Consider the following 20,169-nt stretch of genomic DNA (forward strand, 5'->3'; position numbering starts at 1 on the left):
GCGTGGCGATAACCGGCCGGCGAGCCCGCCGAGCCAGGCAGGTGCCCGGCGAGGAACTGGTTCGCTCGCTCTACTCCGAGCACGGCCGCAGTCTGCTGGCCTACGCCATCCGGCTCACCAACGACCGCGCCGCCGCCGAGGACGTCGTCCAGGAAACCCTGCTGCGGGCGTGGAAGCACGCCGACGACCTGCGCGACAACGTCGGCTCGGTGCGCGGCTGGCTGCTCACCGTGGCACGCAACATCATCACCGACCGGGCGCGGGCACGGGCCGTGCGCCCGACCGAGGTGAACCAGGAGATCGAGGCACCGGCCGCGCAGCGCGACCACGCCGACGACGTGGTCAACGCGATGACCGTGCTGGGCGCCATGGACCGCCTGTCCCCCGACCACCGCGCGGTGCTCGTGGAGCTGTACTACCGGGGCCGCACGGTCAACGAGACGGCGGCCGTGCTGGGGATCGCCCCGGGTACGGTGAAATCGAGGTCGTACCACGCTGTCCGGGCGCTGCGGGCGACACTGGGCCAACCCGGGGAGGTGCCGCGATGAGCTCGGTCGAACACGACCGCTCGGTTCTCGGCGCCTACGCGCTGGGCGCGCTCGACCCGGCGGAGGAACGCGCGGTCCACGCCCACGTCTCGACCTGCCAGGAGTGCCAGCGCGAGCTGGCGGAGTTCGTCGACCTGCGGGCCGCGCTCGACCAGGTGCCGCCGGAGGCGTTCCTGGACGGCCCGCCCGACGGCGGCGACCTGCTGCTGCGCAACACCCTTCGCCGGGTCCGCGCCGAGGAGACGCCCGCGCCGCGCCGCCGGGGTGGGCTGATCGCCGTCGCGGCGGCGGTGGTCGCCGCCGTGGCGCTGGGCGGTGGCATCGTGATCGGCCGGGCGACCGCGCCGGAGCCGGCGACCGCGCTGCCGGCCGGCACGATCAGCGCCGAGGCGACCGACCAGACGACCGGCGCGTCGATGCGGGTCCAGGTCGAGCCGAGGGCCGGCTGGGTGTGGGTGAACGCGTTCGTCGACGGCGTGCCGGCCGGCGAGAAGTGCGAGCTGGTGGTGGTTCCGCGCGAGGGCGACCCGCTGGTGGCCGGCAGTTGGGTGGTGTCGGACAAGGGCGCGGCCGAGGGCCTGCCGTTGGAGGGTACGGCGCTGATCCCGCCGGGCCAGGTCAAGGAGGTGCGGGTGGACACCCTGGACGGCCGCACGATGGTCCGCGTCCCCCTCTGATCCTTCTGCCCGGCCCTGTTCGGACAACTCGGCGGTGCCGGGGATTCACCACCGTGCCCTAGCGTTGGTCAAGGATTCCCCCGACGCGTTGGAGGTAGCCGTGCGGGCCCTGCCCCGATCCCTGTTCCTGTTGCTGACCCTGCTCGGCCTGGTGGCCGGCGCGCTGCCGGCCACCGCGTCCCCCGGGTCCGGCGACCGGGTGCGCCCACTGGCGAAGGCCCACGCGCACAACGACTACGAGCACGACCGGCCGCTGTTCGACGCGCTGGCCAACGGGTTCACCAGCGTGGAGGCCGACCTCTACCTGGTGGACGGTGAACTGCTGGTCGCCCACGACCCCGAGGACCTCGACCCGGCCAGGACGCTGCGCTCGCTGTACCTGGAACCGTTGCGGCGCCTGGTGTTGAGCGGTGGGATCTACCGGGGAAGGCCGGTCGACTTCCAGCTGCTGATCGACCTCAAGACCGAGGGCGAGTCGACCTACGCCGCGCTGGACGCCGAACTGCGCACCCCGAGGTACCGGTTCCTGTGGACGGCGTTCCGGTACGAGAGGGTGTGGCGCGGCCCGGTGACGGCCGTGGTGTCGGGCAACCGGCCGAGGGCGACGATGGCCGCCCAGCGCGACCGGCTCGCCTTCTACGACGGCCGGATCGCCAACCCCGACGACCTCGGCCCCGGCTCGTCGGCGACGCTGACCCCGCTGGTGTCGGACAACTGGACGACCCTGTTCTCCTGGAACGGGATCGGTGAGATGCCGGCGGCGGAGCGTGCCCGGCTGCGGGAGATCGTGGCGACCGCGCACGACGCCGGTCAGCGGGTGCGGTTCTGGGCCACGCCCGACCAGCCGGGCGCGGCGCGCTACGCGGTGTGGCGGGAGCTGGTGGCGGCCGACGTCGACCACCTCAACACCGACGACCTCGCCGGACTCGCGGAGTTCCTGCGCGCGAACGGGTCCTAGACGCAGACCCAGCAGTAGAGCTGGTCGCCCCGTTCGGTAGCCTCCCGGGCGAGGGTGGCCAGCTCCAGGAGGACCTCGGCGAGGTCGGAGGCGTCGGACCAGCCCTCCAGTTCCTCAGTGTGCGACCACGGCCCCGCGACCTCGCGCAGCCGTGCCTCGTCGGCGCCGGCGAGCGCGGCCTGGACGCCGGCGGTCAGGCTGATCACCAGACGCTCGCCGTCGTCGAGCATGGCCAGGTCCTTGCCCCAGCGCGGGTCGGTGGTCACGGTGTCGTAGTCGACGCCGGTGAGCAGTGACTCCAGCGTGCCAACGTTGATGATCGGGTCGATGCCCTTCGCCTGGAGGGCGGGCAGGGGCACGGCCACCGGACCGGCCTCGATGGCGGTCGCCGCCAGGTCGTCGGAGGCGGCGGCGAAGTAGTCGAACAGGACACCCATGGGGGCGCATCCTGTCAGACGGCTCAGGGGGTGGACTTCCTGGCACGGAAGGCGGCGGCCTTGACGCGGTTCTGGCAGGCGGTGGAGCAGAACCGGCGGGTGCCGTTGCGGGAGACGTCGATGTAGACCCGGTCGCAGGCCGGGGCGTTGCAGATCCCGAGCCGGTCGACCGCCGCGTTGCCGAGGACGACCGCGAGGGCGGTGGCCAGCGACGCCGCCCAGCTCACCGCCCAGGCCGCCTCGGCGCTGTGGAAGTGCAGGTGCCACGGCTCGCCGTCGTGCCGGGACAGGGTCGGCATGGCGGCGGTCTCGCGCATGATCGTGTTCAGCGCGGCGCAGCCCTGGTCCAGCTCACCGGCGTCGACCAGTTCGACCACCTGACGCAGCCTGGCCGCCCAGCCGGCGAGTTCGTCGGCCTCCGGCGCGGTCGGGTGGTCCGGGGTGCGTGCTGGGGGCAGGGCGTCACGGACGGCGGTGACGAGGTCGCCGGGCCGGTAGGCGCGGCCGCGCCGCTCCCCCGGGGTCACGTCGTTGACCAGGGTCACGACCGTGCCGACCACGTCGCTCATATGACTGTCGAATTCCACTTGACCAGTTACTCCCTGACGGTTAGCGTCACTGACGAATAGCATAACAACAGTTACGGAGGCTGCGATGCGCGCGACGACCGCCCAGCGGTGGGTCCAACGGTGGGACGCCCAGCAGGAGCGCTACGTCCCCGACCGCGAGGAGCGGTTCCGCGTGGTGATCGACGTGGTCCGGGCCGTCGTCGGCACCGAACCCGCCAGGGTCGTCGACCTCGGCTGCGGCCCCGGCTCGCTGTCCGCCCGGCTCTCCGATGCCCTGCCCGCCGCCGAGATCGTCGGCGTCGACGCCGACCCGCTGCTGCTGGGCCTGGGCACCGCCAACGCCGGCCCCCGGGTCCGCCTCGTCCAGACCGACCTCGCCGACCCCACCTGGCCCGAACGCACCGGCCTCGACGGGCCGTGGGACGCCGCCGTCTCCTCGACCGCGCTGCACTGGCTGACCCCCGACGCGCTCGCCGCCCTCTACCGCACGCTGGCCCAACGGCTGCGCCCCGGCGGCGTGTTCGTCAACGCCGACCACCTCGGCCTGGGCACCCCCGCCATCGACGCCATCGCCGACGCCGTGCGCGAACACCGCACCACCCGCGTCGGCACGCACACCAACGAGGACTGGGCCGGCTGGTGGCAGGCCCTCCAGCAGGACGAGGAACTCGCCCCGCTGCTCGAACGCCGCTCCGCCGACACCATCGCGCACAGCGGCGAGAACGGCCTCACCGTCGTCCAGCACGCCCAACTCCTGCGCGACGCCGGGTTCGCCGAAGCCGCCCCCGTGTGGCAGTTCGGCGACGACCACGTCCTCGTCGGCGTCCGCTAGATGGCGGGCGAACGGCCCTCGTAGGGCGTGGAGAGCACCACCGTCGTGCGGGTGGACACCTTGGCCGCCTCCCGGACCCGCCGCAGCAGGTCCTCCAACGCGGCCGGGGACGCCACCCGCACCAGCAGGATGTAGGACTCCTCCCCCGCCACCGAGTAGCACGACTCGATCTCGCGGATGTCCTGCAACCGCGACGGGTAGTCGTCCGGCGCGGCCGGGTCGATCGGGGTCAGCGAGATGAACGCCGTCAGCGGCAACCCGATCGACTCGCCGTCGAGCCGGGCGGCGTACCCGCGGATCACCCCGCGCTGCTCCAGCCGCCGCACCCGCTGGTGCACCGCCGACACCGACAACCCCACCCGCTCGGCGAGGTCGGTGAAGCTGCACCGCCCGTCGGAGGCCAGTTCCCGGGTGATCGCCTGGTCGATCTGCTCCAGTTCGGTCATGCCGGGAGCACGACCAGGTCGTGCGACTGGTTGTTCAGCGACTCCACACCGTCCTCGGTGACCACCACGATGTCCTCGATCCGCGCCCCCCAGCGGCCAGGCAGGTAGATCCCCGGTTCGACGCTGAACGCCATCCCCGGCTCCAGCACCAGCCGGTTGCCGCCGACGATGTACGGGTCCTCGTGCACGTCCAGGCCGATGCCGTGGCCGGTGCGGTGGATGAAGTACTCACCGAACCCGGCGTCGGTGATCACCGAGCGGGCGGCCGCGTCCACGTCCTGCGCGGCGATCCCCGGCCGCACGGCCGCCACCGCCGCCGCCTGCGCGTCCCGCAGCACCGCGTAGGTCGCCACGACGTCGGACTGCGACGGCTCGCCCATCACGTAGGTGCGGGTGCTGTCCGAGCAGTAGCCCTCGGCCGTCGGCCCCCCGATGTCGATCACGACCACGTCACCGGCCCGGACCACCCGGTCGGACAGGCTGTGGTGCGGGCTGGCGCCGTTGGGCCCCGACCCGACGATGACGAACTCGGCGACCGTGTGCCCCTCGGCCACGATCGCCTCGGCGATGTCCGCGCCGATCGCGGCCTCGGTCCGGCCGACCGTCAGGAACTCCGCCATCCTGGCGTGCACCCGGTCGATCGCCGCCCCCGCCCGGCGCAGCGCCGCGACCTCGGCGGCGTCCTTGCGCATCCGCAGCTCACGCAGCACCGGCCCGGCCAGCTCCTGGGCCGCGTCCGGCATCGCGCCGCGCAGCCCCAGCACGTGCAGCGCCGGCATCATGTCCCCGACCGCCACCCGCGACGGCCCGCCCAGCCGCGACGCGACCAGCGCGAACGGGTCCTCGCCGTCGACCCAGGTGGCCACCTCCACGCCCAGCGCGTCGGTCGGCACCCCGTCGTAGCCGGGCGCCTCCAGCTTGGGCACCACCAGCACCGGCGCACCGCCGGCCGGCACGACCAGGCAGGTCAGCCGCTCGAAGGAGGTTCCGGTGCCGCCGAGCAGGTAGGTGAGGTCCGAGCCGGGCGCCATCAGCAGCGCGTCCACCCCGGCGGCGCCGGCGGCGCGGGCGGCCCGCTCCAGCCTCGCGCGCAGCGCCGACGGGTCGACCGGGGAAACGGTGTTCGCCATGTCCCAAGCCTAGTCGCCGGTATCAGCCGGATCTCAGCGATCGGCCGGCGCGTGTCAGCCGGCTGTCACCGGCCACGCGCAAGGTCGTCGGGAGAACCTACTCACGAGGGGATCCACCATGCGAAACGCCGTGCTGGCCGAGGGACTGGCCATGCGGTTCGGGGAGACGGTCGCGCTCGACGGCGTCGACCTCGCGGTGCCGGCCGGCACCGTGCTGGGTCTGCTCGGCCCCAACGGGGCCGGGAAGACCACCGCCGTGCGCGTGCTGACCACGCTGCTGCGTCCGGACTCCGGACACGCGCAGGTCTGCGGCCACGACGTGGTCCGCGAGGCCCACCAGGTCCGCCAGCTCATCGGGCTCACCGGGCAGTACGCCTCGGTCGACGAGATGCTCACCGGCGCCGAGAACCTGCTGCTCATCGGCCGGCTGCTCGGCCTGTCCCGGGCCGACGCCCGGCAGCGGGCCAGGCACCTGCTGGAACGCTTCGACCTGGCCGACGCCGGTGGCCGCGCCGCCAAGACCTACTCCGGCGGCATGCGCCGGCGCCTGGACCTGGCGGCCAGCCTGGTCAGCGCGCCGCGCGTGCTGTTCCTCGACGAGCCGACCACCGGCCTGGACCCGCGCAGCCGCCTTCGCCTGTGGCAGATCGTCCGGGAGCTGGTCGCCGACGGGGTCAGCGTCCTGCTCACCACCCAGTACCTCGACGAGGCGGACCAGCTGGCCGACCGGATCGCCGTGGTCGACCACGGTCGGGTCATCGCCAGCGGCACGCCCGCCGAGCTCAAGGCCCGCACCGGGGCGCAGCCGCTGGTCGTGCGGCCGGCCGACCCCGCCGACCTGGCGGCCGTCACCGGCATCGTCACCGAACTGGCCGGCTCGGCGCCGGAGGTCGACAACGGCCGGATCATCGCGACCGTGACCGACCCGGCGGCGCTGCCCGCGCTGGTCCGCCGGCTCGACCACGCCGGGGTGCGGATCGCCGAGCTGGCCCTGCGGGACTCCAGCCTCGACGAGGTGTTCCTGGCGCTGACCGGTCACCGCGCCGAGGACGAGACCGTCACCGAAACCGAAGGAGTACCGGCATGACGACCGCCCTGGACACGCCCGTCCTGTCACCCCGGGTGCGCCCGGTCGAGGGTCTGCGGCAGAGCGCCTCGCTGTCCTGGCGCACGCTGGTCCAGATCAAGCACAACCCGATGGAGCTGATCGACTACAGCATCCAGCCCATCATGTTCCTGCTGCTGTTCACCTACGTGTTCGGCGGCGCGATCTCCGGCTCGCCCGGCGACTACCTGACCTTCGCCCTGCCGGGGATCATCGTGCAGAACGCGTTGTTCGGCACGCTCAACACCGGCATCGGCCTGAACACCGACGTGACCAAGGGCGTGTTCGACCGGCTGCGGACCCTGCCGATCGCCCGCTGGGCGCCGCTGTCCGGGCGGATCGCGGCCGACATGGTCAAGCAGCTCTGGTCGATGGGCCTGCTGCTGGGTCTCGGCGCGGTGATGGGCTTCCGGATCGGCACCTCGCCGGCCGGCGCGTTGGGCGCCGTCGTGCTGGTGCTCGTGCTGGCGATGGCGTTCTCCTGGCTGTCGGTGCTGGTCAGCATGCTGGTCAGCGAGCCGGAGAAGGTGATGATCTTCGGGATGGCGGTGATGTTCCCGCTGACGTTCGTGTCCAACGCGTTCGTCCCGGTCGACACCATGCCGAGCTGGCTGCGCGGGATCGTCGACGTCAACCCGGTCACGCTGGTCGCCGACGCGGTGCGCGGCCTGCTGGTCGGCGGCCCGGTGGCCGGCCCGGTCACCGGTTCGCTGCTGTGGGCGGCCGGCATCCTGGTCGTCGTCGCCCCGCTCGCGGTGCGCGCGTTCAGACGGCGGGTGTGAGACCCGCCAGCTCCCGGACGGACTCCATGGTGGCGGTCGCGCCCCGCGCCGCGCACTCGGCGAACACCTGCTCGCCCAGTGCCTCGCGGACCGCCGCCGCCACCCGCCGCCCGTCCACCAACGACCGGTCGGGGACCCCACGGACCGCGTCACTGGCGCCGAGCAGCGCGGCGGCGTGCCGGGGGTTCCCGCCGGCCAGGCTGGCGTCGGCCACACCGACCAGGACCTCGGCGACGACCGGGGCGTCGTGGGAGCGCAACGCCCAGTCCACGGCCAGCGCGTGGTATCCACCGGCGGCGTCGTGCGCCCCGGCGGCGGTGGCCAGGTAGCCCTGCGCCGTGTACACCAGCGCGCGGGCCTGCGGCGGGACGGTCGCGTGCTCGACCAGCGCCGCCGCCCGCCGCGCCTGGGCGAGGGCCACGTCCAGCTCACCGCGCCGGCGGGCGAGGTCGGCCCTGGTCGCCGCGACGGCGGCCAGACACTCCGGCAGCCCACCCTCGTCGGCGTCGCGCTGCGCCTCGGCGAGCGCCTCGGCCGACTCCTCGGTCCGGTCGAGCTGGACCAGCAGCGACGCCAGCTTGAGCCGGTAGCGCACCAGGTCCTCGTTGACGACGAGCTGGCCCAGCAGGCGGATCGCGTCCCGGTAGGAGTCGGCCGCCGCCGCCAGCTCACCGCGCCAGGCGAGCATGTCGGCCAGCGAGCACAGCGTGAACGACATCCCCCACCGCTCGCCGACCGACTCGAACGCGGCCAGCCCGCGCCGGAAGTCGGCCTCGGCCACGTCGTGCTCGCGGCCGGCGTTGAGCACCGCGTGGGCCCGCATGACCAGGGCCGTGCCGCGCACCCACGCGTTCTCGTCGCCGGCCAGCGCGTCGATCTTGGAGGTCCAGGTCGACCCGTCCGGCCAGCCGTCGTCCCGGAACAGCTCGTCGAGCGGGGTCATCAGCCGCAGCAGCGGGTGCCCCCGGTGGTCGGCCCGGCCGGCGTGCTCGACCGCGCCGGCGAACCACTCCCCGGCCCGGTCGTGGGCGTGCGGGCCGTCCAGCGCGATCAACGCGGCCAGCCCGTAGGCCTTGCCGAGCACCTCGTCGGACACCTCCGCCAGCGGCATCGCCAGCACCTCGGCGGCCAGCTCCGCGCCGTCGGTCTTGTTGCCGCGCAACCACCAGTACCAGCCGACGTCGGCGAAGATCCGGGCGGCGGATTCGGCGTCCCCCAGAGCGACCGCGCAGCGCAGCGCCGAGGTGAGGTTGTCGTCGTCGGACTCCAGCCGGTCCAGCCACTCCAGCTGCTCGGCGCGCAGCAGGTGGGGCTCGGCCAACTCGGCCAGCCACACGAAGTACGCCAGGTGCGCGCGCCGGGCCAGGTCCCGCTCCCCCGCCTCGGCCAGCCGCTCCCACCCGTAGGCCCGGATCGTCTCCAGCAGCCGGTACCGGTCGCCGACCACGGCCACCAGCGACTTGTCGACCAGCGCCGTCAGCACGTCGAGCACCCGCTCGGCGGCCAGCCCGTCACCGGCACAGACCCGCTCGGCGGCCTCCAGGGTGGCGCCGCCGGAGAACACCGCCAGCCGGCGCAGCAGGGTGCGTTCGGCGTCGTCGAGCAGGTCCCAGCTCCAGTCGACGACCGCGCGCAGCGTCTGGTGCCGGGGCAGCGCCATCCGGCTGCCACCGGTGAGCAGCCGGAACCGGTCGTCGAGGCGGGCGGCGACCTGCTCGGGCGACATCGTCCGCAGCCGCGCGGCGGCCAGCTCGATCGCCAGCGGCATGCCGTCCAGGGCACGGCAGATGTGGACCATCGTGGCGGCCGTGTCGTCCTCCACCCGCAGCGCCGGCCGGGCGGAGGCGGCGCGGTCGGCCAGCAGGCGCATCGCCGGGTAGGTCATCGCCTCCCGCGCGTCGGCCCCCACCGGCGGGAGCGGCAGCGGGTCGACCGGCCACAGCGCCTCCCCGGTGATGCCCAGCGGCTCCCGGCTGGTGGCCAGGACGTGCAGGTGCGGACACTCGCCGAGCAGCCGGTCGGCCAGCGCGGCGGCGGCCTCGACGACGTGCTCGCAGTTGTCCAGCACCAGCAGCAGCGGCCGGGTGGACAGCGCCGCCGCGAGCCGGTCGACCGGCTCGCCGACGACCGAACCGCCGTGACCGGGCAGGGTGTGCGCCCGCAGGCCGAGCGCGGTCAGCACGGTCTGCGCCAGGTCGGTGCCGTCGGCCGGCGCCAGCTCCACCAGCCACACGTCGCCCAGCCGACTCAGCTGCCCCCGGGCGACCTCGGTGGCCAGCCGGGTCTTGCCGGAACCGCCGGGGCCGGTCAACGTGACCAGCCGGGACTCCGCGACCATCGCCGACACCCGGTCCAGGTCGGTGTCCCGGCCGACGAAGCTGGTCAGCGCGGCCCGCAGGTTCGTGTGCCGGCGGCGCGGCTCGGAGTCGCCGCGCAGCACCTCCAGGTGCAGCGCCGAGAGCTCCGGGGACGGGTCGGTGCCCAGCTCGGCGGCCAGCGCCTCGCTCGTCCGCGCGTAGACGGCCAGCGCGTCACCGGAACGCCCCGCCAGGGTCAGCGCGCGCATCAGCAGCCCGGCGAACCGCTCGCGCAGCGGGTGCTCGGCGACCAGCGCCTCCAGCTCAGCGACCAGGTCGGGGGCGCCGGCGGCGAGGTCGGCCTCGATCCGGTCGCCCAGCGCGGCGAGCCGCAGTTCGTCCAGCCGGGCCCTCGGCGCCCTGGCGAACGGCGCGCCGTTCACGTCGGCCAGCGCCTCCCCGCGCCACAGGTCCAGCGCCTCCCGGACCCGGCCGGCGGCGGCCAGCGTCTCGAAGCGGTGCACGTCGGTGGCGGCCGGCTCGACCGCCAGCCGGTAGCCGGCGGGCCCGGACTCGACGACCGGCTCGGGCAGTGCCCGCCGCAGCCGAGAAACCAGCGCCTGCAACGCGTTGCCGGCCTCGGCCGGCGGACGCCGCGCCCACACGTCGTCGATCAGCCGCTCGGTGCTCACCGCCCGCCCGGGGTCCAGCGCCAGCGCGATCAGCAGCGCGCGCAGCCGGGCGCCGGTGACCTCCACCGGCGTCCCGTCGTCGGCCAGCACCTCCAGCGGGCCGAGCATCGCGATGCGCACGTGGTCAATTCTGCTCCTCCGGCCGGACGTGGCAGGCTGGCGCCCGTGAGTGGTCCCCTCGCGCTGCTGGACGCGGCCAGCCTGTACTTCCGTTCGTACTACGCCCTGCCGGACTCGTTGACCGCGCCGGACGGCACGGTGGTCAACGCGGTGCGCGGGTTCACCGACACCGTCGCGCGCATCCTCAACGACCGCCGGCCGTCGCGGCTGGTGGCGTGCCTGGACGCCGACTGGCGGCCGGCCTTCCGGGTCGAGGCGCTGCCCTCCTACAAGGCGCACCGCCTGGCCGACCCGGTGAACAACGTCGAGGAGGTGCCGGACAACCTGACCCCACAGGTGCCGATCATCCTCGACGTCATGGACGCGTTCGGCCTGGCCACCGCCGAAGCCGCCGGCTACGAGGCCGACGACGTGATCGGCACGCTGGTCGCCAGGGAGGCCACCGACCCGGTCGAGGTCGTCTCCGGTGACCGCGACCTGTTCCAGGTGGTCCGCGACGAACCGACCCCGGTCACCGTGCTCTACGTCGGCCGGGGCTGGGCGAAGGTGGAGGCGCTCGGCCCGCGCGAACTGGCCGCCCGCTACGACCTGCCGGCGGACAACAGCGGCCCCGCCTACGCCGACATGGCCCTGCTGCGGGGCGACCCGTCCGACGGCCTGCCCGGCGTCACCGGCGTCGGCGAGAAGACCGCCGCGAAGCTGATCACCCGCTTCGGCTCCCTGGACGGCCTGCTCGCCGCCGCGGCCGCCGACGACAAACTGGTGCCGCTACGGGTGAAGACCGCCCTGGCCGACGCCGCCGACTACGTCGCCGCCGCCCCGAGGGTCGTGCGGGTGGCCCTGGACGCCGACGTCACCGTCGACCGCGACGACACCGTGCCGTCGACGCCGCGCGACCTCGACCGGGTCCGGATGCTCCAGGAGAAGTGGGATCTCGGCGCGTCGATCGACCGCCTGCTGGCCGCCCTGCCCGGCTGACCGGCCGTCACGGGCCGCCGGGGACCGCGAACCGGGACAGGTCAGGGCCGGTGTCCTCCGCCGGGCCGCACGCGGTGAGCAGCAACGTCAACGCCGCCACCGTGACGACGGCCGTGGCGTTGGCCTTGGCGAGGATCCGCGCGAGCATCAGAACAAGCTACCGCACCAGGCGGGGCGGTCCGTGGCGAACAGGCGGTCGGCGCGTGGCAGCGCGTCCTGGTCGTGCACGGTGATCCGGCCGATCCCGGCCAGCGACGACGGGCGCCAGGTGCCGAGGTAGAGCATCCCCAGCTCCTCCACCCCGACCGTCAGGTCCGGCTTGGCCGTGGTCGGTTCGGCGCCGGCCCGGCCGATCAGGTAGTTGCCGGAGTTGCCGGCCAGCAACGGATCCACCACCTCGACCACCACCGCGTCGGCGTGACCGTAGGTGCGGGCGGCGAGGGCGGCCGGCACGTCGATCACCCGCAGCCACAGGTCGTCGTCCTGGTCGCTGCGGATGGCGTGGAAGTCGGTGAGGGCCGCGCCGATCGGATCGTCGGACGGGCGCGCGTAGACGGTGACCTCCTCGACGAGGTCGATGCCGAGCAGGAAGCCCCACAGGTCGTTCTCCACGGCCTGGTTCTCGCCGACGAAGTCCAGCACGGCGATCCCGGTGCCGATCCTCGGGTCGTCGGACTGGATCTCCACCGGGCGGTAGCCGACCATGCCGTCGATCCGGCCGTCGTGGTCGTGGTGCGCGGCGACCCGGAAGTAGCCGCGCTCCATGCGGCTCTCGTAGGAGATGGCCCACCACGCCGGCGGCCGGCCCATCATGCCGACCCGCTCCCCGCGCAACCGGGGATAGGCCTGCGGCAACAGGGTCAGCGCCTCGTCCCTGGTCAGGAAACGCACCGTGCCGGCCGTCGGCACCCCCGGACGCATCGTGGCCCGCGCGGACCGGACCCGGATGATGCGGGTGAGCGTGGCCAGGCCGTAGCCGTACCGGCCGTAGATCATCGGCTCGGACGCGTGCAGGGTGGCCAGCACGTCACCGGCGGCCGCGCACTCCTTCAGCTGACGACGCATCATGCCGGTCAGCGCCCCCCGGCGGCGGTGGTCCGCGCGCACCCCGACCCCGCTCACCGCGGCCATCGGCACCACCGCACCGCCCGGCACGGTCAGGTCACTGGCCAGCGACATCGCCGAGCCGACCACCGTGTCCCCGGCGAACGCGCCGACCGTGCGGCCGGGCTCGTAGCACCGGCTCACGGTCGGCCACTTCTCGTCGTTGGGCGGCTCGTTGTGCAGCGCCTCGTGGAACACGGCGTCCGCCGCACGCAACTCGTCGTCCTTGACGACCCGGTACTCGAAGCTCACCGGCCGATGATGGTCGACCCCGGCGTGCGCCGCGACTCAATTACCCCGCGTTGGGCGTGCTGACCTCGTACTTGCCCTCGTCGTCGACGATCTTGATGGTGACGCTCTGCTCCTCGCCGTCGATCGTCACCTTGCAGGAGAAGCTCTCGCCGGCGGCGACCTTCTGCTCGGCCGGGCAGTCGACGCCCTCGATCTTGTCCGCCGGCACGTCGTAGTCGTTGACCAGGATCTTCTTCACGCCCTCGTCGCCCTCAAGGGCGCTCTCGTCGAAGACCTTGGTGTTGAGGAAACCCGGGGCGACGAAGCCGAGCACACCGAACGCGCCGGCCGCGAGCACGACGACCACCACCACGATCCAGATCCACGCGCCGCCGCCCTTCTTCTGCGGCTGCTGGCCGTAGGGCTGCTGCTGGCCCGGGTACTGCCCCTGCTGCTGGCCGTACCCGCCGTAGGGCTGCTGCTGGGTGGGCTGCTGACCGTAGCCGCCCGGGTACTGCTGGGTCGGCTGCTGCTGGCCGTAGCCCCCGTAGGGCTGCTGCGGCTGCTGGCCGTACGGCTGCTGCTGCGGCTGGCCGTAACCGCCCTGACCAGGCCCCTGGGCAGGGAACCCGCCGGAGGGCGTGCCGGACGCGGGAGCACCGCCGTAGGGCTGCTGTCCCCACTGCTGCTGTGGGTCGTTCCCACCGGGAGGCCCGTAGGGACTGGTCATGGTTCGCCTCCGCGAAAAAATCGGGGTTTCTCATCGGCTCTGCGCTGCCGTTTGGCGCGATCAAACCATAGCGGCAGGTGTATTCACGGTGTGTTGGGCCACGTAATTCCGCCCGTCTGGCCCATCAGCTCACACCGAGAGCGACGACACCGCGACGCATCCCGCGTACCGCCTCGGCCGCCGAGGCGCCCACCGGGTGCCCGGTGCCGGTCACGTCGCGCAGTTGGTCGAGCAGATCGATCACCTGCCGGCACCACCGCACGAAGTCCCCGGCGGAGATCTCGGCGCCGGCCGACTCGGCCGCGGTCATCACGCGCTCCAGCGACTCCCCGCGCGCCCAGCGGTAGGCCGTCCACGCGAACCCGGCGTCGGGCTGGCGGGTCCGCTCCAGCTTGTGCCGCCGCTCGTCGTGCTCCAGCTCCGACCACAGCCGCATCGTCTCGGCCAGGACGTCGGTCACCGCGCCGGCCGGCACCCTCGGCTCGCTCGGCCCGTCGCGGCGCGACTCGTACACCAGCGCCGAGACCACCGCCGCCAGCTCCGGCGCGTCCAGGCCGTCCCAGACGCCGTTGCGCAGACACTCGGCGACCAGCAGGTCGGACTCGCTGTAAAGGCGGGCCAGCCAGCGGCCGTGCCCGGTGACGACGTCCTCGGGACCGTCCTCGCCCTGTTCGCGGGCCAGGTAGCCGCGTTCGGTGAGCAGCGCGCGGATCCGGTCGAACGCGCGGGCCAGCGAGTGCGTGGTGGCCGCGACCTTCTGCTCCAGCTGCCGGGTCTCGCCAGCCAGCCGGCGGTGCCGCTCGGCCCACCTGGCGTGCGTCTCGCGGTCGTCGCAGCCGTGGCAGGGATGCGCGCGCAGCGCCCGGCGCAACGCGTTCAGCTCGCCGTCCTCGTCGACGCCGCCGCGCCGCCGGTCCCGGCCCGGCACCTCGATGCCGGTGTTGCGCAGCGTCGCGGCCAGGTCGCGGCGCGAACGCGGCGAGCGCAGGTCGACCTGCTTGGGCAGCTTCACCCGGCCCAGCGCCTCGACCGGCGTCGGGAAGTCCGACACCGACAGCCGCCCGGCCCAGCGGTCCTCGGTCAGCACCAGCGGCCTCGGCTCGCCCATCGGATCGAGGCCGGGGTCGACCACGATCGCCAGGCCAGAGCGCCGCCCGGCCGGCACGGCGATCACGTCGCCCCGGCGCAGCGCCTCCAGGGACCGGGCCGCCTCCGCGCGCCTGGCCGAGGCGTTCTTGCGGGACAACGCCTTCTCCCGGTCGGACAGCTTCGCCCGCAGCTCGGCGTACTCGGCGAAGTCACCGAGGTGGCAGGTCATCGAACGCTCGTAGCCGGCGAGCGCCTCGCGGTTGCGTTCGATCCGCCGGGACAGGCCGACCACCGACCGGTCGGCCTGGAACTGGGCGAAGGACTGCTCCAGCAGGTCCCGGGCCGCGTCGGCGCCGAGCCGGTCGACGAGGTTGACCGCCATGTTGTAGGCCGGGCGGAACGACGAGCGCAGCGGATAGGTCCTGGTGGAGGCCAGGCCGGCGACGTGCTTGGCGTCGACCCCGGGCTGCCACACCACCACGGCGTGGCCCTCGACGTCGATCCCCCGGCGCCCCGCGCGCCCGGTGAGCTGGGTGTACTCCCCCGCCGTCAGGTCGACGTGCGCCTCGCCGTTGTACTTGACCAGCCGCTCCAGCACGACCGTGCGGGCCGGCATGTTGATGCCCAGCGCCAGGGTCTCGGTGGCGAACACGACCTTCACCAGGCCGCGCAGGAACAGCTCCTCGACGGTCTCCTTGAACGCCGGCAGCAGCCCCGCGTGGTGGCTGGCGAAACCGCGCTCCAGGGCCTCGCGCCACTCCCAGTACCCGAGCACCCGCAGGTCGGCGTCGTTGAGGTCCCTGGTGCGGTGCTCGACGATCCGGCGGATCTCGGCGACCTCGGAATCGGTGTTCATCCGCAGGCCCGACCGGGTGCACTGGGCGACCGCCGCGTCACAGCCCACCCGGCTGAACACGAACACGATCGCCGGCAGCAGCCCCGCGCCGTCCAGACGGGTCACCACGTCCACCCGCGACGGTGGCCGGAACCTCGGCCCGCGCGGCGGCGCGCCGCGCCGGCCCCGGTTGCGCGGCCCGGCCCACGCCTGGGCGCCGGCGTCCTCGGTGCGGCGCAACAGGTTCGGGTTGATCCGCGGCGCGCCGTCGGCGTCGCTGCCGGTGAACAGGTCCAGCAGGCGCCCGGTGACCATCATGTGCTGCCACAGCGGCACCGGCCGGTGCTCGTCGACCACGACGGTCGTGTCGCCCCGCACCTCGACCAGCCAGTCGCCGAACTCCTCGGCATTGCTCACGGTCGCGGACAGGCTGATCAGCCGCACCGACTCCGGCAGGTGCAGGATCACCTCCTCCCACACCGCGCCCCGGAACTGGTCGGCGAGGTAGTGCACCTCGTCCATCACCACGTAGCCCAGGCCGTCGAGGGTCGCCGAGCCGGCGTAGAGCATGTTGCGCAGGACCTCGGTGGTCATCACCACGACCGGCGCGTTGCCGTTGACCGACGAGTCCCCGGTGAGCAGGCCGACGTTGTCCTGGCCGTGGCGTTCGACGAGGTCGGCGTACTTCTGGTTCGACAGCGCCTTGATCGGCGTGGTGTAGAAGCACTTGAGGCCCTCGGTCAGGGCCAGGTGCACGGCGAACTCACCGACGACGGTCTTGCCGGCCCCGGTCGGCGCGCACACGAGGACCCCGTGCCCGTCCTCCAGCGCGGCACACGCCTGGTCCTGGAAGGGGTCGAGCTCGAAGGGCAGTCCCCCGGCGAACTCGGTCAGCTGGGGGTGGCTGGACCGGCGGCGGGACGCCGCGTAGGCCTCGGCCGGTGACGGAGAAGGGCTGCTGGCCACCCCCCAAGACTTTCACATGATGCCGACATCGGGTCGCGGGGCGCCCTCGTCCGAGGTCAGCCGGGCCGCCCGGTCGGTGAGGTAGCGCCGTTGGGGCAGGCTCAACGCCCGGTCGGCCGCCGCCAGGTAGGCCTCGCGGGCGGCGGCCGGCTCGCCGGACAGTTCCAGCAGGTGGGCACGCACGGCCAGCGGCCGGTGGTCGCCGGCCAGCCGCTCGTCGGCGGCCACCCGGTCCAGCCTGGCCAGGCCGGTGGCCGGGCCGTGGGCCATGGCGATCGCGACCACCTGGTTGAGCGCCACGACCGGGTTGTCCGACACCTGGCGCAGCAGCTCGTAGAGGGCGGCGATCTGGAGCCAGTCGGTCTCCTCGGAGCTGGGCGCCTCGGCGTGCACGGCGGCGATCGCGGCCTGGAGCTGGTAGGGCCCGGTCACGCCGCGCGGCAGGGCGTCGGTGATCAGCGCCACGCCCTCGGTGATCGAGGCGGCCAACCAGCGGGAACGGTCCTGCTCGGCCAGCGGCACCAGCTCGCCGTGGCGCCCTGTCCTGCCCGGTCGGCGGGCGTCGGTGAGCAGCATCAGCGCCAGCAGCCCGGTGACCTCGGGGTTCTCGGGCAGCAGGCGGTGCAGGATCCTGGCCAGCCGGATCGCCTCGGCGGACAGCTCGACACGGTGCAGGTCGGGGCCCGAGGTGGCGGCGTAACCCTCGGTGAACACCAGGTACAGCACGTGCAGCACCGAGGTCAGCCGCTCGTCCCGGTCGGGCGGCGGGGCGAACGGGGCGCCGAGCGTGCCGAGGGTGCGCTTGGCCCGGGTGATCCGCTGGCTCATCGTCGGCTCGGGCACCAGGAACGCGCGGGCGATCTCCGCGGTGGTCAGGCCGCCGACCGCCCGCAGCGTGAGCGCGATCCGCGACGCCGGGGTCAGCGCCGGGTGGCAGCACAGGAACAGCAGGATCAGCGTGTCGTCCGCGTCAGGCACCAGCGAGCCGTCGGGCAGTGCCCGGCCGGCCACGGTGTCCTCGCGCCGTCGGCGGGCCTGCTCGTTGCGCAGCAGGTCGGTGAGCCGGCGGGCGGCGACGGTCACCAGCCAGGCGCGCGGGTTGTCCGGAACGCCCTCGCGCGGCCACTGGGTCACCGCCGCCAGCAGCGCCTCCTGGGTGGCGTCCTCGGCGGTGTCGAAGTGGCCGTAGCGGCGGACGACCGCGCCGAGGACCTGCGGCGCCAGCTCACGCAGCAGGTCCTCGATGCGCTCGGTCACGGCCGGCTCAGCCCAGGTCGTCGATCGAGTCCACGATGGGCCGCACGTCGATGTACTCGCCCAGCCGGGTCCCCGGGCAGCGGGTCAGCTTCGCGGCGAGCTCGGTGGCGCGGTCGTAGCTCGCGCAGTCAACGACCCAGAAGCCGGCCATGACCTCCTGGGTCTCGGCGTAGGGACCGTCGGTGACCACCGGCGCGCCGTCGACCAGCTGGACGCGGCGGGTGTGCACCGGCGCGGGCAGGCCCCGGGTCTCCACCAGCTCGCCGGTCTCCTCCAGGTCCTTGGTGAACTCGGTCATGAACTGGTGCAGCGCGGCGACGTCCTCCTGGGACCAGGGCGTGGCCGACCGCCCGGCCAGGTCGTCGAAGTCACGCTGCGAGCCGTAGGTCAGGATCAGGTACTTCACGGTGGTCTCCTCCCGGCGCGGGCACCCCCATGGTGCCCGTCCGCCCGAGACGTCGAGACCACGAGACCTAATCCGACACGACCCGCCCGACAACGTTCAACGCCTTCGGGACGCAGGTGACCTCGACCGGCAGCGGGCCGATCCGCTCCCCGTCGGCGTAGGCGACCCAGCCGTTGGCCTCCCCCAGCCGCACCCGCCCGGCGCGCGAGGTGGTCACCGCCGGGTGTTCGACGTGGCGACCGGTACGCAGACCGGGCAGCATCCGCACCAGGTCCAGCCGGCTGGCCGGGCCGACCAGGGTGAGGTCGAACAGGCCGTCGGTGGGGTCGGCGGCCGGGCAGATCGGGATGCCGCCGCCGTAGTGGCGGATGTTGCCCACGGCGATCTGGGTGGCCTCGCCCTCGGTGCGGACGCCGTCCTGCTCGACGGTGAGCCGCCCGGGGCGCAGCCGCGCCATCTCGGCGACGATCGCCAGGTCGTAGCGGCGTGGGCCGGACGGCCAGCGCATCCGGTTGGCCCGCTCGTTGACCGCGGAGTCGAACCCGGCGCACAGCACGCCGGCGAACCACCGGGACCCCGCCGGCTCGCCCTCGATCCGACCGAGGTCGATCCGGGTGAACCGGTCGGCCAACAGGTCCTCGACCAGGGCGTCGGCCGCCGCGACCGGGTCGGCCGGGGCGCCGAGGGTGCGGGCGAGGTCGTTGCCGGTGCCGGCCGGGATCACGGCCAGCGCCACGTCCCGCTCGGCGCAGAACTGGACGCCCTGGTGGGCCGAGCCGTCGCCGCCGACCACCACGACGAGGTCCAGCCCGGCGTCATGGGCGCGGCCCATCAGCCGCCGGGACTCCTCGACCGTGTTCACCCGGACGGTGACCAGGTCGGTGATCAGGTCACCGACCTGGTCCTGTAATCGGGTGGCCACGATGTCGGCGACCCGACCGGCCCGGCCTCGGCCGGACGCCGGGTGCACGACCACCGCGGCCCTGATCCCTGCCACGCGCCCGTCAGGTGACGTCGTCGAGGCCGGACGGGGCGGAGTCGGCCTTCTTCTTGCCCGGCTTGTCCTCCAGGTCCTCCGGCTTGAGGTCGTAGTCCTCGGCGTCGCCCCAGCCTTCGGCGACCGCCTGGCGCGCCGCCTTCCGGTCGTGGATCCGCGCGAGCTGGGTGGCCAGCTCGAACAGCAGGGTCATGGACACCGCGAGGGCTAGCATGCCGATCGGGTCGGTGCCCGGGGTGGCGACCGCGGCGAACACGAACAACGCGAAGATGATCCCCCGACGCCAGTTCTTGAGGTTGCGGTAGGGCAGCACGCCGATCCGGTTCAGCATGGTGATCAACAGCGGCAGCTCGAAGCTCACACCGAAGATCATCAGCATCACCAGCACGAACGAGATGTAGTCGTTCGCGGCCAAGGCGGTAACGAAAGCCTCACCACCAAAGCTGACCAGCACCGACAGGCCCTTGGGCACGACGTAGTAGGCCAGCACCGCGCCCGTGACGAACAGGAACGACGCGAGGAACACGAAGATGCGGGTGAACTTGCGCTCGTTGTCGTACAGCCCCGGGGTGATGAACGCCCAGATCTGGTAGAGCCAGAACGGGCTGGTCAGCACGGCACCCGCCGCCAGACCGACCTTGAACCGGATCAGGAAGGCCTCGAACGGCTTGGTCTGCAGCAGCTGGCACTTGCCGGCGTTGGGCTCGAACCGTTCCGTGCCGGCCTGCAACGCGCAGTACGGGTCCATCAACAGATTGCTGAGTGACGGGATCGGGCCGACTCTCCACTCGAACCACAGGAAGCCGAGGATCGCGCCGACGACCAGGGCCAGCAACGCCAGCCCCAGCCGGTGCTTCAGCTCGTACAGGTGGTCCCGAAGGGTCATGGTGCCGTCGGGATTGTGCCGACGGCTCCGCAGACGCTTCTTGTCGCGTCGACTTCCGTCCCGGCGGAGCGGTTTGGGCGCCACCGTGAACCTGTCT

20 protein-coding genes are annotated in these 20,169 nt (G+C 73.4%); 7 read left to right on the plus strand and 13 right to left on the minus strand.

Annotated elements, in window-relative coordinates:
- Positions 1–2: 2 nt before the first annotated feature.
- From BLA60_RS09500 to BLA60_RS09510, 3 genes are all read left to right on the plus strand, one after another.
- The gene (locus tag BLA60_RS09500) at positions 3–548 is read left to right on the plus strand and encodes a sigma-70 family RNA polymerase sigma factor (protein ID WP_211288660.1); all 546 of its coding nucleotides are present in this window, start codon (positions 3–5) and stop codon (positions 546–548) included.
- Positions 545–1,225, plus strand: a complete 681-nt coding sequence (locus tag BLA60_RS09505; protein ID WP_075132409.1) for an anti-sigma factor — start codon at positions 545–547, stop codon at positions 1,223–1,225. The genes BLA60_RS09500 and BLA60_RS09505 overlap by 4 nt, the downstream gene beginning before the upstream one ends.
- 100 nt (positions 1,226–1,325) lie before the next feature.
- Positions 1,326–2,183, plus strand: coding sequence for a phosphatidylinositol-specific phospholipase C/glycerophosphodiester phosphodiesterase family protein (locus BLA60_RS09510; RefSeq protein WP_084734775.1), 858 nt, complete (start codon positions 1,326–1,328; stop codon positions 2,181–2,183).
- On the opposite strand, the gene BLA60_RS09515 is transcribed toward BLA60_RS09510, so the two are convergent.
- Together BLA60_RS09515 and BLA60_RS09520 are read right to left on the minus strand one after the other, a co-directional pair.
- Entirely contained in the window at positions 2,180–2,620 is a 441-nt protein-coding gene (locus BLA60_RS09515; RefSeq protein WP_075132410.1) for a hypothetical protein, read from the minus strand. The genes BLA60_RS09510 and BLA60_RS09515 overlap by 4 nt on opposite strands.
- Before the next feature lie 23 nt (positions 2,621–2,643).
- A complete protein-coding gene (locus BLA60_RS09520; protein WP_075132411.1) occupies positions 2,644–3,189 on the minus strand; it encodes a CGNR zinc finger domain-containing protein in 546 nt (181 codons plus the stop codon).
- 85 nt (positions 3,190–3,274) lie between these two features.
- Here BLA60_RS09520 and BLA60_RS09525 point away from each other — a divergent pair, with 85 nt between their 5' ends.
- On the plus strand, positions 3,275–4,021 hold the full coding sequence (locus BLA60_RS09525) for a class I SAM-dependent methyltransferase (protein WP_075132412.1): 747 nt from the start codon (positions 3,275–3,277) through the stop codon (positions 4,019–4,021).
- On the opposite strand, the gene BLA60_RS09530 is transcribed toward BLA60_RS09525, so the two are convergent.
- Together BLA60_RS09530 and BLA60_RS09535 are read right to left on the minus strand one after the other, a co-directional pair.
- Positions 4,018–4,467: an Lrp/AsnC family transcriptional regulator gene (locus BLA60_RS09530; protein WP_075132413.1), complete on the minus strand. Its 450-nt coding sequence runs from the start codon at positions 4,465–4,467 to the stop codon at positions 4,018–4,020. The two genes, BLA60_RS09525 and BLA60_RS09530, sit on opposite strands and share 4 nt — an antisense overlap.
- Positions 4,464–5,597 carry a M24 family metallopeptidase gene (locus BLA60_RS09535; RefSeq protein WP_075132414.1) on the minus strand — a complete coding sequence of 378 codons (1,134 nt, stop codon included), beginning with the start codon at positions 5,595–5,597 and terminating at the stop codon, positions 4,464–4,466. Before BLA60_RS09535 ends, BLA60_RS09530 begins: the two co-directional genes overlap by 4 nt.
- A gap of 118 nt (positions 5,598–5,715) precedes the next feature.
- Between BLA60_RS09535 and BLA60_RS09540 the strand changes: the two genes are divergently transcribed.
- Together BLA60_RS09540 and BLA60_RS09545 are read left to right on the plus strand one after the other, a co-directional pair.
- Positions 5,716–6,684, plus strand: a complete 969-nt coding sequence (locus BLA60_RS09540; protein WP_075132415.1) for an ATP-binding cassette domain-containing protein — start codon at positions 5,716–5,718, stop codon at positions 6,682–6,684.
- Positions 6,681–7,484 carry an ABC transporter permease gene (locus BLA60_RS09545; protein ID WP_075132416.1) on the plus strand — a complete coding sequence of 268 codons (804 nt, stop codon included), beginning with the start codon at positions 6,681–6,683 and terminating at the stop codon, positions 7,482–7,484. Before BLA60_RS09540 ends, BLA60_RS09545 begins: the two co-directional genes overlap by 4 nt.
- Here BLA60_RS09545 and BLA60_RS09550 read toward each other — a convergent pair.
- On the minus strand, positions 7,468–10,593 hold the full coding sequence (locus BLA60_RS09550; protein ID WP_075132417.1) for an AfsR/SARP family transcriptional regulator: 3,126 nt from the start codon (positions 10,591–10,593) through the stop codon (positions 7,468–7,470). The two genes, BLA60_RS09545 and BLA60_RS09550, sit on opposite strands and share 17 nt — an antisense overlap.
- Before the next feature lie 45 nt (positions 10,594–10,638).
- On the opposite strand from BLA60_RS09550, the gene BLA60_RS09555 reads away from it, so the two are divergent.
- Positions 10,639–11,571, plus strand: coding sequence for a 5'-3' exonuclease (locus BLA60_RS09555; protein ID WP_075132418.1), 933 nt, complete (start codon positions 10,639–10,641; stop codon positions 11,569–11,571).
- A gap of 7 nt (positions 11,572–11,578) precedes the next feature.
- Here the strand turns inward: BLA60_RS09555 and BLA60_RS43085 are convergent, their stop codons facing one another.
- The 8 genes from BLA60_RS43085 to tatC form a co-directional block, all read right to left on the minus strand.
- Positions 11,579–11,719, minus strand: a complete 141-nt coding sequence (locus BLA60_RS43085; protein ID WP_154814233.1) for a hypothetical protein — start codon at positions 11,717–11,719, stop codon at positions 11,579–11,581.
- Positions 11,719–12,927: a GNAT family N-acetyltransferase gene (locus BLA60_RS09560; protein ID WP_075132419.1), complete on the minus strand. Its 1,209-nt coding sequence runs from the start codon at positions 12,925–12,927 to the stop codon at positions 11,719–11,721. Before BLA60_RS09560 ends, BLA60_RS43085 begins: the two co-directional genes overlap by 1 nt.
- 40 nt (positions 12,928–12,967) lie before the next feature.
- Positions 12,968–13,636, minus strand: coding sequence for a DUF4333 domain-containing protein (locus BLA60_RS09565; RefSeq protein WP_075132420.1), 669 nt, complete (start codon positions 13,634–13,636; stop codon positions 12,968–12,970).
- Positions 13,637–13,760: 124 nt separating this feature from the next.
- Positions 13,761–16,526: a DEAD/DEAH box helicase gene (locus BLA60_RS09570; protein ID WP_075132421.1), complete on the minus strand. Its 2,766-nt coding sequence runs from the start codon at positions 16,524–16,526 to the stop codon at positions 13,761–13,763.
- A 12-nt stretch (positions 16,527–16,538) separates the two neighbouring features.
- Entirely contained in the window at positions 16,539–17,783 is a 1,245-nt protein-coding gene (locus tag BLA60_RS09575) for an RNA polymerase sigma factor (protein WP_075132422.1), read from the minus strand.
- A gap of 7 nt (positions 17,784–17,790) precedes the next feature.
- A complete protein-coding gene (locus BLA60_RS09580) occupies positions 17,791–18,189 on the minus strand; it encodes a YciI family protein (protein WP_075132423.1) in 399 nt (132 codons plus the stop codon).
- A 67-nt stretch (positions 18,190–18,256) separates the two neighbouring features.
- Complete coding sequence (locus BLA60_RS09585) at positions 18,257–19,186, minus strand: diacylglycerol/lipid kinase family protein (RefSeq protein ID WP_425427043.1); 930 nt, start codon at positions 19,184–19,186, stop codon at positions 18,257–18,259.
- A 7-nt stretch (positions 19,187–19,193) separates the two neighbouring features.
- Positions 19,194–20,072: a twin-arginine translocase subunit TatC gene (tatC, locus tag BLA60_RS09590; protein ID WP_084734776.1), complete on the minus strand. Its 879-nt coding sequence runs from the start codon at positions 20,070–20,072 to the stop codon at positions 19,194–19,196.
- Positions 20,073–20,169: the final 97 nt, after the last annotated feature.

The organism is Actinophytocola xinjiangensis (assembly GCF_001921215.1).
GTDB lineage: Bacteria > Actinomycetota > Actinomycetes > Mycobacteriales > Pseudonocardiaceae > Actinophytocola > Actinophytocola xinjiangensis.

Excerpts from the sequence above, each read along its gene's own strand:
- BLA60_RS43085 (WP_154814233.1), bottom strand. The coding sequence starts at position 11,719 with ATGCTCGCGCGGATCCTCGCCAAGGCCAACGCCACGGCCGTCGTCACG.
- BLA60_RS09535 (WP_075132414.1), bottom strand. The coding sequence starts at position 5,597 with ATGGCGAACACCGTTTCCCCGGTCGACCCGTCGGCGCTGCGCGCGAGG.
- BLA60_RS09545 (WP_075132416.1), top strand. The coding sequence starts at position 6,681 with ATGACGACCGCCCTGGACACGCCCGTCCTGTCACCCCGGGTGCGCCCG.
- BLA60_RS09525 (WP_075132412.1), top strand. The coding sequence starts at position 3,275 with ATGCGCGCGACGACCGCCCAGCGGTGGGTCCAACGGTGGGACGCCCAG.
- BLA60_RS09530 (WP_075132413.1), bottom strand. The coding sequence starts at position 4,467 with ATGACCGAACTGGAGCAGATCGACCAGGCGATCACCCGGGAACTGGCC.
- BLA60_RS09520 (WP_075132411.1), bottom strand. The coding sequence starts at position 3,189 with ATGAGCGACGTGGTCGGCACGGTCGTGACCCTGGTCAACGACGTGACC.
- BLA60_RS09540 (WP_075132415.1), top strand. The coding sequence starts at position 5,716 with ATGCGAAACGCCGTGCTGGCCGAGGGACTGGCCATGCGGTTCGGGGAG.
- BLA60_RS09565 (WP_075132420.1), bottom strand. The coding sequence starts at position 13,636 with ATGACCAGTCCCTACGGGCCTCCCGGTGGGAACGACCCACAGCAGCAG.
- tatC (WP_084734776.1), bottom strand. The coding sequence starts at position 20,072 with ATGACCCTTCGGGACCACCTGTACGAGCTGAAGCACCGGCTGGGGCTG.
- BLA60_RS09505 (WP_075132409.1), top strand. The coding sequence starts at position 545 with ATGAGCTCGGTCGAACACGACCGCTCGGTTCTCGGCGCCTACGCGCTG.
- BLA60_RS09515 (WP_075132410.1), bottom strand. The coding sequence starts at position 2,620 with ATGGGTGTCCTGTTCGACTACTTCGCCGCCGCCTCCGACGACCTGGCG.